Raw genomic sequence first — 19,544 nt, 5'->3', positions numbered from 1 at the left:
TCCAAACAGATCAGAAGGATCGTTGCGAACTCTCCTTCTTGCGGTCGGCATCAATTCGCACAAAAATAAACAACAGGATCGTGAATCCCCACAGCGAAGAGCCTCCATAACTAAAGAAAGGCAAGGGGATACCAATCACTGGCACTAACCCCAATACCATACCCACATTAACGGCAAGATGAAAGAGAAATATGGAGCCGACACAGTAGCCATAGACTCGTCCAAAAGCATTTACCTGCCGCTCTGCCAAGTAGAAAAAGCGCAGAATTAAGACCAAATAGAACAGCAGCAAAGCCGTAGATCCCAAGAATCCGTGCTCCTCGCCCACGGTGCAGAAGATAAAGTCGGTATCCTGTTCGGGTACATAACTGAGCTTAGTTTGCGTTCCTTGCAAGAAGCCCTTACCCGTAAGCCCCCCCGAACCGATGGCAATCTTTGCCTGATTCACGTTATACCCCATGCCCTTGAGATCCTCTTTAAGCCCGAGCGCAACGGCAATACGCCCTCGTTGGTGGGGCTGTAGCACATTGTCGAAAACAAACGAAACCGAAAGGGAATAGAAGATACACCCAATACCCAAAAGGGCGGCAAGAAGATAGGGGCGAGCATAGCGTTTTATAGCTATCAAGAAACAATAGCCTATGAGTAGAGCGAGGATGCCGATAGCCACAAACCCCATATCAAAGGGGAAGAAGTGATTGAAAAGAAGCGCTATCAAATAAACCCCTATATAGCCCACAACCCACCATCCGAAGAGGCGAGGGCGATCCTTAGGACTAAGCAAAAGAGCGATACAAACACATAGGGTGATGACCGTAGAAAGAGCCCAATAGGCCGCATTGGTAGCCCCCCACATGGTATCCGCAAGGGATAGAGCCATCACAAATAGCACTACGGCCACAAAGGCCAATCCAAGGAATACTCCCGAGAGCCCCTCCCTATAAAGAGCTAAAAAGAGTGCTGTATACACCAGAGCAGACCCCGCCTCTTTTTGCAAAAAGATGAGCATCATCGGGAGAAGCACAATAGCAAAAACCTCACCATAGGCTCGCCACGAATTGAGGCGAAACTTATAACGATTGAGCGTTGTTGCCAGCATTAGAGCCGTAGCAATCTTGGCAAACTCGGCAGGCTGTAGGCGCATAGGGCCCAATACCAGCCACGAGTGCGACCCTTTAATATCGGGGGCAATGAATATCGTCACCAGCAACAACCCCATCATCGCCAGATAGAAAATAGGAGCAAAAGTCTCAAACCATCCTACGTCACTCAAGAGTATCAAGAAGATAAGGACTCCGCTTAGCCCCATCCAGATCAACTGCATGGCTGGACGGCTCCCCGACTCAACCAGACTCGGCGTTTCGAAGCTATAGCTAGCCCCACAGATAGTGAACCAGCCCGTGACAACAAGCAGGAGGTATAAGCCTACGAGAAGCCAATCAATTCTACGAAAGATAGAAGACGGAGCGTTAGGGCGCATTTCTGTACGAAAGATAAGAGTGAGACATTCGAGAGGCAATCCCCTCAGCCGTAGGCGAAAGGTGGCCTTCGCGCAAATAGTACTCTAGCATCACACGCCCAATAGGCACCCCATAGATAGCACCAAAGCCTCCATTTTCTACATATACGGCAATAGCTACTTGAGGATTATAGCGAGGAGCAAATCCGATAAAGGCCGAGTGGTCAGGACCGTGAGGATTCTCGGCAGTACCTGTTTTCCCACAGACCTCAATTTCCCCGGGAGCAAAGTTGGCAGCGTGACAAGTACCGGCACGCACCGCCCCCGCCATTCCGTTTACCACAATCTCCCAATGTTGCGCAGCGATTCCCGTATACTGCTTATGACTATAGGTAGTATCAAGCGCCATGCCTTCGATTTCGTGCACAACGTGGGGACGATAATAGTAACCCCTATTGGCTATAATAGCGGCAAGATTGGCCATTTGTAGGGGCGTTGCCAGAACTTCGCCCTGACCGATAGAGTTGGAAATAATGGTGGAGGAGTTCCATCCCGCTTTATACCACTTATCGTAGTACTCGCTATTGGGGATAAAGCCACGCTTCTCTCCGGGTAAATCAATCCCAAGAGGATAGCCATACCCCATCCGTACCATATAGTCTTTCCAATGCGTGAAAGCCTCTTGTACAGAAGGATAACGGCTACGGTCGTCGAGCATATAATGCAACCCCCAAGCAAAAAAAGCGTTGCACGAAGTAGTCAGAGCAAACTCCACCGCTAAGGGAGAGGCATGCCCGTGGCAAGCAGGACGCCCCCGCATATAGGGGTAACCCCGATAGCAAGTATAGAGTGTTTGAGGTGTAATAACCCCCTCATTGAGCAGCAGTGCAGCTTGTGTCGGCTTGAAGGTAGAGCCTGGAGGATAGGAACCTTGCAGGGCTCGGTTGAACAAAGGCTTATTCGGATTATAAGCCAAGAGCAAGTGATTCTTTCCTATATCTCGCCCCGCAAGAAGAGAGGGCGAATAGGCGGGACTTGTCACAAGGCAGAGTACCTCTCCCGTAGCAGGCTCTATCATCACGATTGCTCCCCGCTTGCCTTGCATCATTCTCTCGCCCAGAGCTTGTAGCCCCTCGTCGATGGAGAGCGTTAGATTATGCCCTGCCATCTCCTTCCTGTCATTAGCACCATTATTGTAGTGCCCTTGTATCCGGCCTCGTGCATCTCGGAGCATTACTTTATACCCCTTAGTCCCCCTTAAGACGGCATCGTAGGTACGCTCTATGCCCGACTTTCCCACATAGTCTCCCGGAGCCAAGAGACTATCTTGCTCCAGATCTGCGGGACTGCATTCGCTCATGTAGCCCAAGACATGGGCTGCCACCTCTGTTCCATACCGTCGGATACTACGATGCTGCACAGAGAAGCCCGGGAACTTATACAAATGCTCCTGAAAACGCCCGGCATCTCCCGCACTAACCTGAGCCAAAAGACGCTGAGGCGTATAGGGCGAATAGCCCGGGTTTATATTGCGATTTCGTATAGCATCGAAGCGTTGGCGGAGTGTTTCTATATTGATCGAGAGTAATTGACAGAGCCCCAAAGAATCTAAATTCTCTCCCACCTCCTTCGTGATAACCATCACATCGTAGGCCGGCTCGTTGTAAACAAGGAGCTTGCCTGAGCGATCAAATATAGCCCCACGCTCGGGGTAGACAACATTGTGATAGAAGGCATTATTCTCAGCCTTTGACTTATACTCCGGACTCAATATCTGGAGGTAAAAGAGCCGTGCCATGTATCCGAGGACAAGCAGTACGGCTAGTGCCATAAGGAAGATAGAGCGTTGCGCTTCGCTACGATTCTCCTGTTTCATCCGAGTAAATGGAACTAGTCTCTACGCTTACGAGATCGATATCCCAGCAGTAGCAAGCACACAAGAGTAAGTGCATAAGTTGCCACAATACTAGTACCCAAGCGCAGCAAGAAATAGGGTAAATCGAAAGCCCCAACAGCATCCAAGAAGAATAAAAGAGTATGATGGAATGCCGTAAGGATAAGGAGCAAAAGAGCAATTCCCCAGCCACTCACAGCCAGCGAGGGTGGGCAGGAACCATCTGTATCCGAGTCTACAAAGAGAGGCAAAAGATAGCTTCTCAGAAATCCCGTAGCCGTGAAGGCCGCCATGTGCAGCCCGGGAGTCCCCGATAGGATATCAAGCAGAAGACCCGAGAAGGCACTCCACAATGTGATCCCCATTTTGGAGACATTTATTGGGATAAGAAAGAGGATATAGATATAAGGGAAGGGAGTCGCTAACCGAAAGATATAGAGCGGACTAAAGACCCACACTTGCAGCAAAATTAGTACTATAATCTTGCAAAAGAGAAGTAGATAACGCCCCATAGTCTAAGGAATATAGAGAGATTGAACAGAATCTAATGCCTCATGCGAAACGGAGACCCCAGCCATCACAACGTATACAAAATCCAGCGTTCCAAAGTCGGCACCCAAGGCTACAGGGACATTACTATTACCCAAAGCAACGCCATCTCGCGCCCGATACGAACTATCCACCCTACCTACATACAGATTGGGAGGGAACACAGAGCTATACCCGCTTGTCACGATGGTATCGCCAACGTTGACCCGCACATGTGAAGGCAGGTCGGTAAGCTTTGATGTAACCGAGCCGGGCGTATCCCAAGCCAAGTAGCCAAAGTGGTTTGTACGCTTGAGCTTACAGCTAAGTTTGAGCGTAGGATTAATCAAGGGGACTACCACAGAGTACCCCTTCGACACGGAGGAGACAATCCCCACAACCCCACGAGCACTCATCACCCCCATATCCTTTTTCACACCCGCCTCTTCGCCACGATTAATCACAATAAGGTTGTGCCCTCTATTGAGAGTAGAACTAACCACACGAGCCGTAAGGAACTGAAGTTGGGGGATCGCTTCGGTAGAATCTTGTACGAAGGTAAGGGGTTTGACGGTATCAGCGAGGGCAAAATCGATTTGCTGTTTGAGCTGCAAATACTGCATCTCTAGCTGAGCATTGCTCTCGGTAAGTAGGCGATTTTTCTCCCGAAGACCTATATAACTAGAGACCTCTCCCGTCACTTGCTGGATCGATCCCACAAGGTGATTAGAAAAGGCAACATTGATAAAGCGATGGTAAAAACCGCTATTAAAAATCAGCACAAGAGCGATCCCCTCAATCACTAGGAGGAGAAGCCAATGCCCTCGGGAGAGGAGGAATTCGGTAGCCTTGTGCACCTCTTTTTATTAGCCGGATCTAAAAGTATCGAAATGGAGGGGGGGGGGGACAAGCCATACCCCACCCTCTTTATCAAGATCTATCGGATTAAGAAGTTAAATGTATCCAGGTTTTTCAATGCCACCCCGGTACCCTTAGCCACAGCATGGAGGGGGTCTTCCGGCACTGTAAACTGAATACCGAAACGATCGGTGAGACGGCGATCAAGGCCACGCAACAAGGCGCCACCACCCGTTAGGTTGATACCATTCTCCATCACGTCACCGTAAAGCTCGGGAGGAGTCTCTTCCAACGTTTTGAGAATAGCCGCCTCGATCTTTACAATCGACTCGTCCAAACATCCGGCAATCTCTACACTCGAGACGGGGATCTGACGAGGGAGTGTATCCATCTGGTCGGCACCACAAACGATAAAGTCTTCGGGGGGATTCTCGAGGTCTTTAACAGCAGCTCCCACACTTATTTTGATCTGCTCGGCAGTACGCTCCCCGATGCGAACATTATGTTTTTGGCGCATGTACTTCATAATGTCGTTGGTAAACTCATCGCCGGCCGTGCGGATACTTTGCTTTGTGGCAATACCGCCATAGGATATTACGGCCACCTCGGTAGTGCCTCCACCTATATCTACGATCATATTTCCCTGGGGTGTAAGCACATCCACTCCGATACCGATAGCCGCAGCCATGGGTTCGAAGAGCATGTACACGTCACGCCCACCGGCGTGCTCGCTAGAGTCGTGTACGGCACGTATCTCCACTTGGGTACTCCCGGAGGGGATACTCACTACCATACGGAGAGAGGGGGTAAATAGTCGATGCGACTTCTTGTTCAGCATCTTGACCATCCCACGAATCATCTGCTCGGCAGCATTAAAATCTGCGATTACGCCGTCTCGCAAGGGACGAACGGTACGGATATAAGCGTGTGCTTTCTCGTACATTTCACGCGCTTCGTGCCCAATGGCAAGCACCTCATTGGTGCGGAGATCGAAAGCGACAACAGAGGGCTCGTCTAGTACTATCTTACCATCTTTCATGATGATGGTATTGGCAGTACCGAGGTCCATGGCCAGCTCTTGTCTAAAGGAGAAAAGTCCCATTATCTTGTAAACATCTAGTCTGTTAGTCTTTCGGAGAGGGCAAGTTAGTGTTTGAAGTGGCGTACCCCCGTAAATACCATAGCTAGCCCTAGCTCGTCGGCCTTGGCTATACTGTCGCCATCACGCATCGATCCCCCGGGTTGCACTACGGCTGTTACGCCGGCTTCGGCAGCGAGAGTCACACAATCGTCGAAGGGGAAGAAGGCATCGCTAGCCAACACGGCGCCTCGGAGATCGAAGCCAAAATGCTGCGCCTTCTCAATCGCTTGCTTGAGGGCTGCCACACGCGAGGTCTGGCCAATCCCCACTGCCAGCAAGTGACTATCTTTTACAAGAGCTACGGCATTACTCTTGCAGTGCTTTGCCACCTTTTGAGCAAAGACGAAGTCGTCCAACTCATCTTCGGTAGGTTGTTTCTTCGTAACGACTTCGAAGTCTCCCTTACCTTCGCTACGGAGGTCGGTCTCTTGCATCAAGACGCCGCCCAGAGCAGAGCGGAAAGTAAAGCGACTTTCGATCGGCTTCTTTTGGATAAGAAGGATGCGTTTGCTCTTCTGTGTAAGGAGCGTGAGGGCGTCCGTATCGTAGTCCGGAGCCACGAGCACTTCAAAGAAGAGGTTCCCAATAGCCTCCGCTGTAGCTTTATCAATGGGGCGATTGGCCACCAAGATCCCGCCAAATGCAGACTCGGGGTCTGAGGAGAGAGCGGCCATCCAAGCCTCTTCTATCGTTGCACGAGAAGCTATTCCACAAGGGTTATTATGCTTAAGGACAGCAAAGGTAGGCGCCTTGTATTCGGCAATAAGATCGCAAGCAGCAGCAATATCTTGCAGGTTGTTGTAAGAGATTTCTTTGCCTTGAATCTTATCGAAATAGGCCTCAAAATCACCAAAGAAACGGCCTTGTTGATGGGGATTTTCTCCGTATCGAAGCGTCTCTACCCCATCATAAGCAATACGCAAAGCGGTGCCTTCTCCTCCATCGAAATAGTTGAAGATGGCGCTATCGTAGCCTGACGATACGGCAAAAGCAGCCCCGGCAAAACGCTTTCTTTCTTCTAGCGATGTGCATCCCTTTTGGCTGGTTAGAATCTCCATCAAGAGAGGATATTGCGAAGAGGAGGAGATGATAAGGACATCTCGGAAGTTCTTAGCTGCTCCACGGATAAGTGAAATACCGCCAATATCTATCTTTTCGATAATATCGGCTTCGGGGGCTCCGGAGGCAACAGTGGCGGCAAATGGATAGAGATCTACGAGCACGAGGTCGAAGAGGCGAAGGTCGTACTGATCCACCTCTTGGAGGTCTTTCTCCTCATCACGGCGAGCTAAGATACCCCCAAAGATAGCGGGGTGCAACGTTTTTACACGCCCCCCCAGCATCGAGGGATACCTTGTAAGATCCTCGGCTGCCACGGCCGGCACTCCTAGGGATTCTATAAAGTCTTTAGTACCTCCGGTAGAGACAATCTCTACTCCCAAATCGTGCAGCGCACGTACAATCTCTTCGAGCCCCTCCTTATGAAAAACGGAGATTAATGCCCTCTGAATCTTTCTTTCCATCACTCCAAAATAAGCCCCCTAAAAGAGGGATAAAAACTTGCAGATACAAAGATACAGAAAAGCAAACACTCTAGCCGAATTCGTACAAAAAAGTAGAGGAGCAAACCCCTCCAATAAACAAAGGCTCACAGACTCTTCTGAAGAGATTTTAGAAAATAAATTCATATCCCTTAACGAGCCCTCGAGGGGGATCCTAGAGGCCACTCACACGCCCCTTTGGCAGAGCTCCCCTCCCCCCCGACCCTAAGAAGCGGCTCAACACACGGCATATCCCCACAACGAGGGGAGCGGGAAGGGCTCTATTTGGCAACCCACAAACCCTACACAAGACCTTGATATTATCAAAATAATAGGAACAAAATCTTTTGCTACATTTGCGGCGTAAGTTTTCTCTTGGCATGGAATCTCTCCCCTAGGATACTCTAGTTGTAAGTCCTCGGGCGACCTCTCCTTTCTGGAAAGCATCTTCTATAAGTGAATAGGTATAACGTTTCCAATAAAAAGTTTCCGATGAAAAGACTAGTTCTAATTTTCCTATTTGCCGCCTCAGGCTGTACGTTGTCACTCAATGGGCAAGAACTCAAAAATTCGCTCAAGTACCCCCAGAAGACACTTCCTGCTCAAGCCTTTGAGGGGAGTACAAAGCTCCAAGAGATCACGCTACCCCAATCTCTCAAAGAGGTCGGATCGCACGCCTTCAGGGGATGTACCCAGCTAAAACGAATCATCATCACCCCGGGCAACCCTTCACGATTTAACGTCAATGCCTTCCCCGATCAAGAGGGACTTACCCTCTACGTCCCCACCGAGGAAATGCGCCTTGCCCTCGATGCCATGTTCCACTTCAGCAAGACAAAGATTGAGGTAGGCCAACCCTTAGCACTTTCATCTGCCGGAAGAGAAGGCACCCTTATGGTAAGCACAAGAGAGAATGCACTCTCCCTCCTCCCCAACAGCACGGGAAGCATACGGATCTTCGACCCTCAAGGTCAGCTCCTATATCAGACGAAAGCATCCGCCAACACACCTTTGGAGATCGTACTCCCTCAGGGTGTTTACTTCGTCTCCTTCAACAATCAAATAACAAAAGTATCTCTCTAAGCCGGTTTGAGTTATGTCTAAAACAATCCTCTTTTTCACCTCTCTAGCCCTCTCTATCGGCGTCCTATTCGCCCAAAACGAAACCGCCCTTACGCTCCATGTAGACAAGGCCGGTAGCCTCAGAAGCCTCCTATCGAACGAGCAATATGCTCAAACCCAAAAGATCATAGTTTCGGGAGAGATCAACGCCCTCGACCTCAAGACCCTACAAGAGATGAGTGGCGAAAAAGGATCCTTGCGAAGCATCGATCTCTCCAAAGCAAACATTGTAGCCTACGAAGAGCCTAAGACCTTTAGCACGCTCCCCATGCCCACCCTGGCATTTGGGGCTAGTCAAGACGAGATCAAAGCCTATGAGGCAGCTCACAACGGCACCTACAACGAAAAGAGAAGCAACCCCGAAGAGGGACTTCACGCCCTTATGTGGTACGATATTGCCTCCGAAGAAATCTCCTTCCGGTGCTACTTTGTCTCCAAAAATGGAGCCGGAGAGTTTGATGAATTCTGGGGCTTCTATCCTCAAATAGAGTATGCCACACAACCCAACGGGGAGAGTTTCTCGCTCACCGAAGCCTTTATCCAACTACTCACAGCAAGCGGATTTAGCACCCCTCAATCACTGGGTGAAGACGGCTTCGTAGCGACTAACAAAGAGAAGAACCTCGACATTATGATCAACCTCACCAAGCTCTCCGAGATAACAGAGGAGGAAGGGGACAAAAAGGTACTTGTGCTCATGTTTGCCCCTGCTGGTAATTATATGGAAAACGAAGGCTAAAGATTATGTTACGATTTCTAGTAAAGAAGGGAAGTTTAATCGCCTGCGCACTCTTGCTTTTAGGCTCCACCATCGGAGCCAAAGCCCAAGAGGAGGAGGCCATCACCTTCAAACGCTCTGCGAATGCACCCGAAGAGATTGTCTTGGGGATCCACTGCCGCTCCCCATTCTCCATAGACTGGGGAGATGGCGTTCGCGAAGAGTTCCCCGCAAAGAACTACGGAGTAGATGGCATACGAGGGGAAGCTAAAGGCAATACCATCCGCATCTATGGCGACCCTCTAGATTTTATTGCCCTCTACCTAGGCAACAACGACAAAGGGAATGGCATCGAGAAGCTTGACATAACACGGCTAAAGAAACTTCGCTTCTTGCACTGCCAAAGCAACGAACTCTCTCAACTTAATCTATCCTCAGCCTTTATGCTCGAGGAATTGCACCTTGCCAACAATCATCTCAAGAGCTTGGATGTAAAACATTCTCCCCGACTTGACATGCTTATTTGCTATGGGAACGAAATCGAATCTCTCGACCTAAGCGAACTAAACAGACTCATAGCGCTACGCTGCGAGAACAATAAGATATCCAGCTTGCAGATAGATCACTTAAGAGAGCTTACAGTGCTACGTTGCGGAGGCAACCCAATAGAGCAACTCGATGTAAGTAAGAACAGAAAGTTACAGCAGCTATTTATCGAAAATAGTGCCATCAAGCATCTTGATGTAAGCACACTAGACGACCTACGAGTACTCAATCTGAATGACTGTGGGATAAGCCGACTAGACCTCTCGGGCAACCCGGCTCTACACGTTCTCTATGCCAATAACAATGAGCTTACCCAACTCACCCTCACCCAGCAACCCGAGCTGGAGAAGGTGGAGGTAATGGACAATAAGCTCCAATCGCTCAGCATATCGGCGCCCATTCTCTCCGACCTACGTTGCAGCAACAACCCGCTGCAAAAGATAGACCTCACAAAGGCACCTCTTCTCAAATATCTATTTTGCCAGAAGGCGCAACTCCAAGAGTTGGATCTAAAGGCAAACAAGGATCTTTGCGAGCTGCTTGCCTCCGACAATCAATTAAGGCAAATTGACCTCTCGGAGAACAAAGATCTATACCTCCTCTGGCTTGATGGGAACCAGCTCACAGAGCTAGATATAGCTCCTTTTGCCAAGAATCTGTTCTCTCTATTCCTTGCCAACAACCAATTCTCCACGCCCCAGCTACAAAAGGTCGTCAACCAACTACCCGACATCTCCGGCATAACGGTGAGTGAGAACAAGGCTTGGTGGAAGAAATGGCTGCGACTTGCGAACAACCCCGGATCCAATGAAGTGGACCTCACCCTACCTCTCCGGAATGGGTGGCGCATCGACCTCAAAGAGAACTGGCCAGGGGACCCTAGCAACCTAGCAAGCCCTCTCCACCTGGGAATAAAGATCGCACAATGCGTAGGAGAACTCCTTATCACGGCACCCGAAAGTCAAGCTGCGGAATATACGATCTACACGATAGAGGGGCTCCCCATCGCAAGCCTATCACTCTCTCGAGGGGAGACAAAAAGCATCACCCTCCCCCCTCACGCCTACTATCTAGTGGCGGCAACACAAGCCAATGGCCGGATAGAAAATGTAGCGAAAGTACTCGTTCCCTAGAGGCGAGGTAGCATGCATTCGCCCCCTACTCTAAGGAGCAATACTGGAATCTGCATTTTACCAGACCAGATCTATATGAAAAACATTATATTTGCCTACGCAGATAGGACGACAGAGAGATCCTCTATCTAAACGAAAAATCAATCAACCCGATCTTCAAACAACTATGAACAGACTAAGGAAACGACTAGCACTAGTTCCCCTACTCTGGCTCTTGTTACTACCCTCAGTGGTGGCTGCTCAGGCGCTACCCACGACTCTGGTAGTCAAGACCACGGAGAGCAAAGAGCTGTGCTATGATCTGAGCAAGATCAGCAAAATCACCTTCGCATCGGGGGCTATCAAGGTGGTGCGTAGCGACGCCGGCCAGCACTTCACTCCAGAGATGGTGACGATGAGTAGCATTGACAAGCTATTCTTTGCCAAGGATCGTAAGGGCAACACGACACACATCGCATCACCACTCCTAGCTCCGACAGCTACTCTGAGCTACTACAGAGTAGGGCAAGAGCTCCATATCGAGGGCTTCACCTCTAATGATGAGATCCTCTACATCTACGCTACCGATGGGCAGCTCATGTCGCACTACCCCATCACATCCGCTACATGCATCCTAGATGCCAGCCAATGGCCTAGTGGTCTATACATCGCGACAACAAATGCACACAACACCCTCAAGATAACTCTATAATGAAAAAGCAACTACTACACATTATTCTGGTCTGGCTACTGGCCCTCCTACCTTCGCTCACCATGGCGCAGAGCAACGAGCGCATGCTCATCTACTCCAAGAGCGGAGAGGTACTACCTTACCGCATAGAGCATATAGATAGCATCAAGTTCCTCTCAGACGAGGTAGACCTATCACTCAACCCTACCATCACTCCTCACGAAAACGGGAAGACGGGCTGGATGAAGCTCAAAGTAGGAATGGTCGGTGGCAACGTACAGAACATCAAGGTGATCATCCCTGAGAGCTTTATGATCGCCAATATGGACGACATGCAGTGCCTACGGCTCTTTACCCCTGAGATGTCAGCTCGTATGGGTGTACAGATCTTTAACGTAGATGGAGGCAAGGAGTATGACCTCTCGGGGCTACAGCTGGGATACACCTATACAGCACTCTTCCTCCCGTACGATGAGATCGGTTGTGCTGGCAACGTCAAGCGCGTTGAGTTCACCGTCCCCAAGGGTAAGCTCGCAGGCGATCCTAAGGTAGAGGTGGCCTTCTCAGACATCACGACGACAGGCTACACCGCTACTATCACGCCTAACGATGATGTCGCTGGTTACTTCTTCTTCAACAATGAGACAGACGACCCCTCACTAGACCAAATGATGCAGATGATGCGAATCCCCGACTTGAAGCACTACATCGTTCAGTTTGGTACAGACTTTACAACGGGCAAGCCTTACGTGGGTATTCAGAAGAGCGTGATGACTGACTTCAAGCCAGGTACTAGCTACACAGTCTATTTGGTCTTCATCGATCAAGAGGGGCAGTACTCCGACATTCAGAAATTTGCCGTCACAACCCGAAAGCAGGGCACCTCCGAGACAGCACGTGTGAGCATAGAGGTTAAGGATATAACCAAGACGGAGGCTACTGTCGTAAACACGCCTGACGAAAACACCGCCTCCTATCGCGAGACTATTATCGAGAAGTCTAAGTACAACGAGGCTGATATAATCAAGTACCTACAGGAGACGCCAGACAACATGTCTTTACCTTATCACAGTGGTCCCTATACATGGACTTGGCCTGATCTCAAGCCAGGCACCGCCTACTACGCCGCAGCTATGGCAAAGAACGCCGACGGCAAGTGGGGCCCCCTCACCAAAGTCGAGTTCTCCACGCAAGCAGATGCTATAACTAACGAGCTACCCTCACTCAACTTTGATCCTCAAGTAGATAGTCAAGGGGCTATAACGAGTCAAGACATATTGGATCATGAGCAGGCACTAGGACGCACTCCTACAGATCTAGCCCTACAAGGTAAGCGGTTTAGGGGTTTTGCTAATACGGCTCTAAAGACTATTCCAGGAGTCATCTACGATCTTGAGAGTGGTCAGCATCTTCTGATTGTAGCCTTTAGCAAGGAGACACTTGCTGACTGCCCTAAAACGAAGGCGATGCTATCCGAACTTGGGTTCAGCTCCTTTACGCAGGACTCTCATGATGGCACCGTAACCCTTACAGCCACTAAGGACGATGACCCAAAAGTCTCTGTCTTACTTCTAGACGAGCCCAACGCAGAACTTAATACAACACTACAAGTAAGACTCCTCTACAAAAACGTGTCGTCAGGTAACGATATCGAAAAGGATCATGTAGTCATCACTGACGCTCAGGACTTTCCTTCTTATACTCAACTAGAGACAAAGGATCACGATAAGATCAAGGCTTTTGAGCAGACACTAGGTCTTCGCGAGATCAACACTCTCTACTCTAGTGACACCAAGCTACAGTTCGATACTAAGCCAGAGGATCTCAGCAAGTCTAACTTCCATTACGTCCGCTACACCTTTGGTAAGTACACTGGCCTTTACATTATGTGCCGTCTCAATTGTCTCAGTAACGATGCAGAGCTACAATCTGCAGAACTAAAACAGTGGCTGGCAAACAATGGCTTTACGGAGGGCTACCAATACGATGCCCGATATCGTGCCATTTCTGCTATGGATACACAAGGGGTTAAGTGCGAAGTCTTCTTTGACACAGATCTCAAGCAATACCTCTTACAAATCTCTAGGCCTAAGTAAATCCTCTCTCATTGCTAACTGATTAAAGTCTCAGCGACAGCAAAACGTAAAGCGAGGGCTCAACCGCTTCCATTCAGCAGTTGAGCCCTCCTCTTTTTGCTTCTATATAAGCTAGTGACACAAAAACTTGAAGATGTGCATGACGCCTTGCATATCAACGACCTTAGCTATATATAGTCCAGGAGTTAGCTCCTCTGTAGGCACTACGCATCATAGAGCGCTACACTCTGCGTCTCTCCAGACACAGCCAATGCTCAATGAACAATTGCGCAGGTTATATCAGAAGCTACAGATGGTAGTGTCCGGGAAAAGTGTGTAAGGGAAGTATCCTAGGATGGAGTTCCTTGTCATTACTTTTCCTTTAGATATTATTTTTGTTGTGCTCTCTGAGAGCATCCCAATCCTTGAAAAGAGGCAGCGATCTTGCATAGGAGGTTTGGGTTTTCCAAAGGAACTTACTTCAAAGACATCGATGACAAGCAAATACGATATATCAGGATGCTGCTAAACAACAGACCTAGGAAAAAGTTGGACTTTAAATCTCCGAATGAAGTCCTTGCATTACTTTTGTCATACCGTTGCACCTGATACTGGAATCTGCATAGAAAAGTTACTTAGGTGAAAAGGAGCGTATCTCCACAAAAAGATGTACCTTTGCGTCGCTGTAAAGTGTACAGCACTAATAGATAGAAATAAAAGAAATGGCAACTAAAATCAGATTGCAGCGTCACGGTCACAAGGGTCACGCCTTCTATAAGATCGTAGTCGCAGACAGCAGGGCACCACGTGATGGTAGATTTATTGAAAGGATAGGTTCTTATAATCCGAACACTAATCCTGCTACGATAGATCTGAACTTCGAGCGTGCTCTTTATTGGCTTGGTGTAGGTGCTCAACCCACCGATACCGCTCGCAACATTCTCTCTCGTGAGGGAGTTCTTCTCAAAAAACATCTCCTTGGTGGGGTGAAGAAGGGTGCGTTCGACGAAGCTACCGCAGAAAGCCGCTTCGAAGCTTGGCGCAAGAAAAAGCAAGATGCACTCAACGCTGTAACAGCAAAGTGCAACGAAGCTAAAGCGAAAGCAAATGCAGAACGTCTCTCTGCTGAGCAAGAAATCAACAAAGTAAAGGCTCAAGCCCTCTCCGAAAAGCGTGCTGCCGAAGCTAAGGCAAAGGCAGAAGAAGAGGCTGCTAAAGAGGCTGAAGAAGCAGCTTCTATGAGCGCAGAAACTCCCGCTGTAGAGGAAGAAGCTCCCGCTGCTGAGGCTCCTGCTGAAGCATAATAGCCGGGGTTCTTAGGCTAAGCAACCCTAAAGAAAATACCCCTCAGGTCTCTATCCTAAGAGATTTGAGGGGTACTTTTATTACAGAGGGGCCTCTCCCCTATCTCGCCACCAAAGATTTTCTATTCACTCCCTCGCCTTTACAAAAAGAGTATTCTCGTACACCCGACCTATGCTACAACCCCTCGTCGAAACCGATCTCTATCAAGTGTATCAACTCCCCTCGGGACTCCGCATTGCCTACTACCCCGAGCCTAGCACTATATCCTACGCCGGCTACATCGTACACACAGGGGCAGCCCAAGACCCCAATAGGTACCATGGGATGGCGCACCTCGTAGAGCACATGCTGTTTAAGGGCACCCCTCTACGAAAAGCCAAGTCAATTATCCATCGTATGGAGGTAGTGGGCGCCGATCTAAACGCCTACACGACCAAAGAAGAGACCTTCCTCTACGCCGCCTTTGGGCAGAAGTATGCCGTACGCACCCTGCAACTACTTACAGACATCGTACTACACAGCCACATCCCCGAAGAGGAGCTAAAAAAAGAGAAGACAGTAATTATAGAGGAGATCAATAGCTACCGAGACTCCCCTGCCGAGATGATTTTCGATGAGTTTGAAGAGCATCTATTCCACGGAACACCCCTTGGGCATAACATCTTGGGAACAACCGCCTCGGTAGAACGCATCACAAGCAAAGCGGCTCGAGACTTCCGCCAGCAGCACTATAGAGCAGACAATATGATTCTCTGCCTCCGTGGGCAATTCGATCTTGCGTGGGTGTGCGACTTCTGCAACTACCACTTCGGGAGCATCCTTCCCACAAAAATAGAGCGACCACTCCTCTCTTGGGATCCCACCGCCGCACCGCTCCCCAACAAACGCCAGGTAACGCATCGCTTCGATACCTACCAAACCCACCAACTGATGGGGGGATTTGCCTATAGTTTGTATGACGAGCGCCGCATTATACTTACCCTCCTCAATAATATTTTGGGAGGGCCAGGGATGAACTCACGGCTCAATCTAAGCCTACGAGAAGAGGCCGGGCTGGTCTACTCCGTAGATAGCAACTACACGATATTCTCAGGCGGTGGGCTCTTCTCTATCTACTTTGGCTGCGCCCATCGAGACGTCAAAGAGGCAACCCAAAAGGTACTAGACGAGCTCATGAAGCTCTCTTCTACCCCACTAGAAGCGGACGAACTTGCCAATGCCAAGCGGCAACTTATGGGACAACTTGCCATCTCAGGCGATGCCCGTGAGAATGCTTTTCTCTCTATGGGTAAGAGTGTTTTGTTCTATGGTAAGTACGATGCTCTAGACGTTATTGAGCGACGAATACAAGCCATTACGGCCGAGCAACTCCAACACACAGCCCAAGAACTTTTCGCCCCTGAACGACTTTTCACCCTCACCTATCACTAAAAAGAGAAACAAAAACGAGAAAGGGCAACCTCTCTAGAGAAGAAGAAGTTGCTCTCTGGCACGTGCCACCTCTTCTGCACTGGTGGCTAGAGAACCATCCGCAAGGGGGCGACGGAAAGAACCATGAAAGCAACGAGCCCCAGTCTTTTGCGCCAAAGAGAGGATATTATCCGCCATCACCCCACTACCACATTGAATCTTAATACGATCCTTTGCCAGCAATACGAGTTCGTGTAGCTCCTCTACGCCCTCAAGAGCTGTAGCGGCTCCTCCCGAGGTGAGAAGGCGAACAAACCCAGCCTCTATGATAGAAGAGAGCAACGCGGCAGGCCGAGGGGCCACGTCGAAGGCTCGATGAAAAGTACAGGGCAATCCCCCCGCAGCCTCTAGGAGTTGAGCATTGGCTTCCGTATCGTAGTCACCCGCCGAGGTGAGACATCCAAAGACAAATCCATCGGCCCCTTCGAGGCGCATCAAACGTATATCGTCTGCCATTACGGCCACCTCTTCCGGGGTATAACAAAAGTCGCCCGCCCGCAGGCGGATAAGAGGGAAGATCGCGATACGGAGTCTCGTACGGAGCTGACGCAGAAGCCCTAGTGAGGGAGTAAGTCCTCCCACAGAAAGGGCCGAACAAAGCTCAATACGCTGCGCTCCGCCCTCTTCTGCGGCTAGAGCATCGTAATACTGCGAGGCGCAAACCTCCAATTCCCAGCCTTCCCTTGTACTCATATAGCGTGCATAAGCCTATACAATCGGCTCTTCTTTACACGTTCCTAGACTAGTCTTAGAAAGCTTGGACGACATCTTTGTAGACCTTTCCATCGTACTGGATAGACCATACCACCCACCTCTTCAGATCCAGGCGAGGAAGGGTTACATCCGTAACGCTTTGCGAAGTAGTCACACGACAGAGGCGCTCTCCCAATACGCTATAGAGAGAAACGACCGCAGTTTTGCCGGCTTCGGCATTAGGCAAGACTATTCGCATCGTATTATCGAGCACGATAACATAGGGAGTCTCTTTAGCAAGATCCTCGTCCTTGGCATTCTCCTTTTCAATGGGCTGGACGATGGCATCAATCCAGAAGGAGCCGGAGTATTGTAGGTCGGAGGGCAGACTTTCACTATTCGACTCTTGCCACACACTAGCCCCAAGGGGTAAGATCTGGGTAGAGTTGCCCGAGCGAGAGAGCTGCTTGCTCCGTAGGATAGGAAGCTGAAGAGGCATGGAAGAATCATCCTTTCTACCGGTTACCGAGATGTACAAATAAGCATCTTTGGCAAGCGTTACATCGTAGGGTACGGGTACAAAGAACTCCATATCCCCACCTAGAGTGCGAGGAGCCTTCCCCCCTAATTGTGTATAGTAGGGGTGACGGAGCTTAGTCGTATAGAGTTCTTCTTGGGGACCTTTTGCATCACCACTGTAGAGGGTTATATCCCCCGTGGGGAAAGAGGCGCCTATTGTTGCCACAATCTTAAGGCCCAATACGCGAGAGCTATCCGAGAGTTGATAGAAGGTACGCACCCCAGAAAGGCGAGCAATATACTCAGTAGTACGTTCCACAGAGTCGCGTCGGAGCGAGTAGAGATTGTGCGATAGACGTTGTGGATTGAGCGGAGCATAGGGATCCAGACCACCCAAACTGCGCACTCCGGTAGACTTAGGGTCGAGCCATGGCTCTAACCTTGTGCCATCCTGCATGCTGGAAGCCTCCCAACAACGAGAGATGGCATAATAGAAGTCATTAAAGGGGCTATGGCAATAGGAACTACCCCCTGTTAGGGCCCCAATGATGCGTCCCTCCGAATCTAAGAGAGGCGAACCGGAGGAGCCCCCCGCCGTGGTACCTACTGCCCACTTATCAATATAGTAGTGAGTATCAGACCAAGACTTATTCTTTACACTATAGTCCGAAATGGGGATTTTGCTATCGCAGCGAGAGTACCGAGCCGTAGAGGCTTGAGGATGGTGCATGGCCGTATAGGGAGGGTTGTGCTCTCCCACATTCCATCCGGCAAAGTAGGGTCGATAAGCAGCCGGTATGCTCCCCACGTCACTTGCACCTTTTTTTTCGACCCCCGTAATGCGCAAGAGACAGAGATCGTGATCCTCGTCCCAAGCTACGATCTCAGCCCCCGAGAGAGTCTGCTCTTCGCTCGGGCGAGTGAGTAGACTCCCTGTCGGGCTACGGAAGTTGAAGTAGAAAACGCACTGACGTGCCGTAGTTTCCCGATAGTTTTGGTTGTGGGGATAATTGAATGAACCATTGAGGCAGTGAGAGGCGGTAAGCACGTAGGCTTCACCATTCTGAGCGGTATTATTGATAAGAGCACCCGAGAAGATGGTTCCCCCTCGAGCAATCACCAAAACAAGGCTGCGGCTCAGACTCTCGAGTTCGGGGCGCATTACGATATTGGGGGCACAGTCCATCCCCCCAACAAACCAGGGTTCCCCCTGCTTATAAACACCTGCGGTCTCATGCATCAGGGCACGGAATCCATAAGTAACGCTACCGATATGCAGCTTGGGGAGTTTGAGATCTCCCTTGGGCGACTCGTAACGCACGATGACTTGCTCCCCTGCCACCGGAGCGATGGCAAGACAATTAGCCTCTGTATTATTGTGGGCTCCAAATGCCCCACGCACTATATTTCTCTCGGGAGAGAGCACAAAGAGACGACTCCCCTCCTCTAGAGAGTATTGATCGAAGAAGAGCTGCAGATAGGCTGCCCCCTCGCTTCGGATGGCTAATTCCCAAATCAAACGCCCTTCGTTGTCGTAAGAGATGGAGCCACTATTACTCGGGGAGAGGTCCACCTCTTGAGGTATCCCCGTCCGAAAAGTAGCACGCACGAGGGGAGTACCAAGGCTCTCCTCTTCCAAGAGTCGCTCAATCTCCGCTTTGGGGGGTGCCGGCAAGGTAATCGCCTTAACCTCAGACGAGGCGGAGCGAAGCTCAGATGAGGTGGAGATGTTAGAGGGCATCCCACCCAAGCTCAACTGAGCCAGAAGAGGCAACGAACTACCTCCCACGATAGTGCAGAGGAAGGCGGAAAGTATTATCGATCGAATTTTCATATTCAAAAACAGGCTGTATGGTGTGTAATTACTCCTTT

Annotated in this window: 15 protein-coding genes; 7 read left to right on the top strand and 8 right to left on the bottom strand. The window is 49.9% G+C overall.

Features of this window, described 5'->3' with window-relative positions:
* Nucleotides 1-10 precede the first annotated feature (10 nt).
* The 6 genes from rodA to purH all read right to left on the bottom strand — a co-directional run bounded on the left by rodA (nt 11) and on the right by purH (nt 7,406).
* Complete coding sequence (gene rodA, locus Q0090_RS07705) at nt 11-1,480, bottom strand: rod shape-determining protein RodA (RefSeq protein ID WP_297949374.1); 1,470 nt, start codon at nt 1,478-1,480, stop codon at nt 11-13.
* Entirely contained in the window at nt 1,470-3,335 is a 1,866-nt protein-coding gene (mrdA, locus tag Q0090_RS07700; RefSeq protein ID WP_297949372.1) for a penicillin-binding protein 2, read from the bottom strand. Before mrdA ends, rodA begins: the two co-directional genes overlap by 11 nt.
* Nucleotides 3,336-3,349: 14 nt before the next feature.
* Entirely contained in the window at nt 3,350-3,865 is a 516-nt protein-coding gene (mreD, locus tag Q0090_RS07695; RefSeq protein WP_297949370.1) for a rod shape-determining protein MreD, read from the bottom strand.
* Nucleotides 3,866-3,868: 3 nt separating this feature from the next.
* Entirely contained in the window at nt 3,869-4,738 is an 870-nt protein-coding gene (gene mreC / locus Q0090_RS07690) for a rod shape-determining protein MreC (protein WP_297949368.1), read from the bottom strand.
* An 80-nt stretch (nt 4,739-4,818) separates the two neighbouring features.
* Complete coding sequence (locus tag Q0090_RS07685) at nt 4,819-5,841, bottom strand: rod shape-determining protein (RefSeq protein ID WP_297949366.1); 1,023 nt, start codon at nt 5,839-5,841, stop codon at nt 4,819-4,821.
* Nucleotides 5,842-5,885: 44 nt separating this feature from the next.
* A complete protein-coding gene (gene purH, locus Q0090_RS07680) occupies nt 5,886-7,406 on the bottom strand; it encodes a bifunctional phosphoribosylaminoimidazolecarboxamide formyltransferase/IMP cyclohydrolase (RefSeq protein WP_297949364.1) in 1,521 nt (506 codons plus the stop codon).
* A gap of 507 nt (nt 7,407-7,913) precedes the next feature.
* On the opposite strand from purH, the gene Q0090_RS07675 reads away from it, so the two are divergent.
* The 7 genes from Q0090_RS07675 to Q0090_RS07645 all read left to right on the top strand — a co-directional run bounded on the left by Q0090_RS07675 (nt 7,914) and on the right by Q0090_RS07645 (nt 16,421).
* The gene (locus Q0090_RS07675) at nt 7,914-8,504 is read left to right on the top strand and encodes a leucine-rich repeat protein (protein WP_297949362.1); all 591 of its coding nucleotides are present in this window, start codon (nt 7,914-7,916) and stop codon (nt 8,502-8,504) included.
* Nucleotides 8,505-8,517: 13 nt separating this feature from the next.
* A complete protein-coding gene (locus Q0090_RS07670) occupies nt 8,518-9,282 on the top strand; it encodes a hypothetical protein (RefSeq protein WP_297949360.1) in 765 nt (254 codons plus the stop codon).
* A 5-nt stretch (nt 9,283-9,287) separates the two neighbouring features.
* A complete protein-coding gene (locus Q0090_RS07665; RefSeq protein ID WP_297949357.1) occupies nt 9,288-10,940 on the top strand; it encodes a hypothetical protein in 1,653 nt (550 codons plus the stop codon).
* Between the two features lie 166 nt (nt 10,941-11,106).
* Nucleotides 11,107-11,631, top strand: a complete 525-nt coding sequence (locus Q0090_RS07660; RefSeq protein WP_297949355.1) for a hypothetical protein — start codon at nt 11,107-11,109, stop codon at nt 11,629-11,631.
* A complete protein-coding gene (locus Q0090_RS07655) occupies nt 11,631-13,706 on the top strand; it encodes a hypothetical protein (RefSeq protein ID WP_297949353.1) in 2,076 nt (691 codons plus the stop codon). Before Q0090_RS07660 ends, Q0090_RS07655 begins: the two co-directional genes overlap by 1 nt.
* Nucleotides 13,707-14,407: 701 nt before the next feature.
* On the top strand, nt 14,408-14,989 hold the full coding sequence (locus Q0090_RS07650; protein WP_004333562.1) for a 30S ribosomal protein S16: 582 nt from the start codon (nt 14,408-14,410) through the stop codon (nt 14,987-14,989).
* Nucleotides 14,990-15,161: 172 nt separating this feature from the next.
* A complete protein-coding gene (locus Q0090_RS07645; protein ID WP_297949350.1) occupies nt 15,162-16,421 on the top strand; it encodes a pitrilysin family protein in 1,260 nt (419 codons plus the stop codon).
* 33 nt (nt 16,422-16,454) lie between these two features.
* On the opposite strand, the gene Q0090_RS07640 is transcribed toward Q0090_RS07645, so the two are convergent.
* Nucleotides 16,455-17,153: a copper homeostasis protein CutC gene (locus Q0090_RS07640; RefSeq protein WP_297949348.1), complete on the bottom strand. Its 699-nt coding sequence runs from the start codon at nt 17,151-17,153 to the stop codon at nt 16,455-16,457.
* A 55-nt stretch (nt 17,154-17,208) separates the two neighbouring features.
* Nucleotides 17,209-19,506: a serine protease gene (locus tag Q0090_RS07635; RefSeq protein WP_297949346.1), complete on the bottom strand. Its 2,298-nt coding sequence runs from the start codon at nt 19,504-19,506 to the stop codon at nt 17,209-17,211.
* Nucleotides 19,507-19,544 lie beyond the last annotated feature (38 nt).

The sequence above is a fragment of the uncultured Porphyromonas sp. genome, assembly GCF_938023125.1.
Taxonomy (GTDB): Bacteria; Bacteroidota; Bacteroidia; order Bacteroidales; family Porphyromonadaceae; genus Porphyromonas.
Note: the sequence above shows the minus strand (reverse complement) of the source record. Positions and strands in the feature narration are given on the sequence as shown.

Coding starts and splice junctions, on each gene's coding strand:
- Q0090_RS07635 (WP_297949346.1), bottom strand. CDS start 19,506: ATGAAAATTCGATCGATAATACTTTCCGCCTTCCTCTGCACTATCGTG.
- Q0090_RS07645 (WP_297949350.1), top strand. CDS start 15,162: ATGCTACAACCCCTCGTCGAAACCGATCTCTATCAAGTGTATCAACTC.
- mrdA (WP_297949372.1), bottom strand. CDS start 3,335: ATGAAACAGGAGAATCGTAGCGAAGCGCAACGCTCTATCTTCCTTATG.
- rodA (WP_297949374.1), bottom strand. CDS start 1,480: ATGCGCCCTAACGCTCCGTCTTCTATCTTTCGTAGAATTGATTGGCTT.
- mreD (WP_297949370.1), bottom strand. CDS start 3,865: ATGGGGCGTTATCTACTTCTCTTTTGCAAGATTATAGTACTAATTTTG.
- Q0090_RS07640 (WP_297949348.1), bottom strand. CDS start 17,153: ATGAGTACAAGGGAAGGCTGGGAATTGGAGGTTTGCGCCTCGCAGTAT.
- Q0090_RS07650 (WP_004333562.1), top strand. CDS start 14,408: ATGGCAACTAAAATCAGATTGCAGCGTCACGGTCACAAGGGTCACGCC.
- Q0090_RS07660 (WP_297949355.1), top strand. CDS start 11,107: ATGAACAGACTAAGGAAACGACTAGCACTAGTTCCCCTACTCTGGCTC.
- Q0090_RS07675 (WP_297949362.1), top strand. CDS start 7,914: ATGAAAAGACTAGTTCTAATTTTCCTATTTGCCGCCTCAGGCTGTACG.
- Q0090_RS07655 (WP_297949353.1), top strand. CDS start 11,631: ATGAAAAAGCAACTACTACACATTATTCTGGTCTGGCTACTGGCCCTC.
- Q0090_RS07685 (WP_297949366.1), bottom strand. CDS start 5,841: ATGGGACTTTTCTCCTTTAGACAAGAGCTGGCCATGGACCTCGGTACT.
- Q0090_RS07670 (WP_297949360.1), top strand. CDS start 8,518: ATGTCTAAAACAATCCTCTTTTTCACCTCTCTAGCCCTCTCTATCGGC.
- Q0090_RS07665 (WP_297949357.1), top strand. CDS start 9,288: ATGTTACGATTTCTAGTAAAGAAGGGAAGTTTAATCGCCTGCGCACTC.